Source organism: Haloferax profundi, assembly GCF_001469865.1.
GTDB classification, from domain to species: Archaea; Halobacteriota; Halobacteria; order Halobacteriales; family Haloferacaceae; genus Haloferax; species Haloferax profundi.
In genome coordinates, this window is record NZ_LOPV01000493.1 from 1 (window position 1) to 1,458 (window position 1,458).

At 47.3% G+C, this 1,458-nt stretch carries 2 protein-coding genes and 1 pseudogene; 2 read left to right on the forward strand and 1 reads right to left on the reverse strand.

Features of this window, described 5'->3' with window-relative positions; all coding sequences use genetic code 11:
* Positions 1–338 (forward strand): hypothetical protein (locus AUR66_RS15925; RefSeq protein WP_197409820.1); only part of this gene is annotated, 338 nt, incomplete at its 5' end.
* 108 nt (positions 339–446) lie between these two features.
* On the opposite strand, the pseudogene AUR66_RS20780 reads toward AUR66_RS15925, so the two are convergent.
* Positions 447–622: pseudogene (locus AUR66_RS20780) on the reverse strand (IS6 family transposase); the annotation flags it as partial.
* A 373-nt stretch (positions 623–995) separates the two neighbouring features.
* On the opposite strand from AUR66_RS20780, the gene AUR66_RS15930 reads away from it, so the two are divergent.
* Positions 996–1,458 (forward strand): Cdc6/Cdc18 family protein (locus AUR66_RS15930; RefSeq protein WP_157533166.1); only part of this gene is annotated, 463 nt, incomplete at its 3' end.

Sequence of the window (1,458 nt, forward strand, 5' to 3'; positions counted from 1 at the left end):
TCGAACCAGTCCGCGTGACTTTGGATTCAGGAAAAGAGCGGGAATACGATGCGGTTGTTCTGTTCGAGGATGTCGATTGGATGGATGAAAGTCCGTTTACACCAGATAAATGGTTGGTGGGAATTGACGAGGAGGCAGAGATCTTGGATATAATTCAGCGAGAGAAGGTCTCGATTATCCAGACGGAGCTTTACAGTATCAACAAGACAACTTTGGGTGAACTTGTTTATACACACCTACCGGATGATACCGACGACTTGTCAGAGGCTACTCAATTCACAAAGTTTGCTGAGGTTGCTAGAAGAGCACTGGGGCACGGATATTACGCGGAAGAATAGCTTAATTAGCGGAATGGGGAGGTACTGTCTAGTGACCTCCTCAACCGGGGTTCGTCCTTCGAGCGCTTGATGCGGTCATTGGAAGTTATAGTATTGCACAAATTGTATGGACCACTCGCCATTGATTTTGACAGCAGTCTCGTCGACCGCAACCTGCTTCGGCTTTGCCTCAGGCGGGTTGTGACCGCTGTCACCCAGCCCATGTACCCACGCCAACCAGATTGATCAGAACGTTCTACGCCGAGTAATTGCAGAATTTCTTTTGTCTCTCTGAGTGAACACCCGATCACAACTTCGCGGTCTGTTCTCGACCATCGTTTCCGAAGCTCCGGTTATTTATATACTACCCTCCCCCCACTGTTTCCGAAGCTAATCCACGAAGGAGTAATGTCTTCTCAGCAAGCCACTATAATTCTAGCTACCAACAGTTGAAATGAACTAGTTTTAGTTTACTACGGGTCTGGTTTAACATACTATAATATAAATCTTCGTTTGTTAATATTACCTGAGAGAGACTCCAGTTGTTCGAGTCGTTTCTTCGGAAACAGTGGGGGGAGGGGGTTTATTTAAACTACTTAAACACACACCGTGCTTCGGAAACTACGGAAGCTTCGGAAGCCGTGGTTTTATGACTCATTAGACACATCGCGTCAATAGATGCCAGTCTTCACCCCCTCGACAGGGATCTTCGATGACCCTCGCGTCTTGTCTGAGGAGTACGTCCCCGAGAATATTCTCGGTCGGAATAGTGAACTCGAGAGTTACAAGAATGCTCTCCAGCCAATAATGGATGGCCAACCAACCAAATCTATCCTTCTCTATGGGAAAACAGGTGTTGGGAAAACGGTCTCGACGAAATATCTGCTTAACCACCTCAAGACAGACGTAAAAAAATACAGAGACGTTGACTTGACGACTGTCTGGGTACTGTGTGAAAACACCAATACGTCGTACCAGTTGGCTGCATCAATTATCAATTCTCTTCGAGAGCCGGAAAACCACATCCGTCCAACTGGCTACCCTGCCGAGGATATGTACCAGATGATGTATCGAGAGCTAGACGCACTCGGTGGGCACATTGTCATTGTCCTCGACGAGGTTGACAACCTCCAGTCTGACG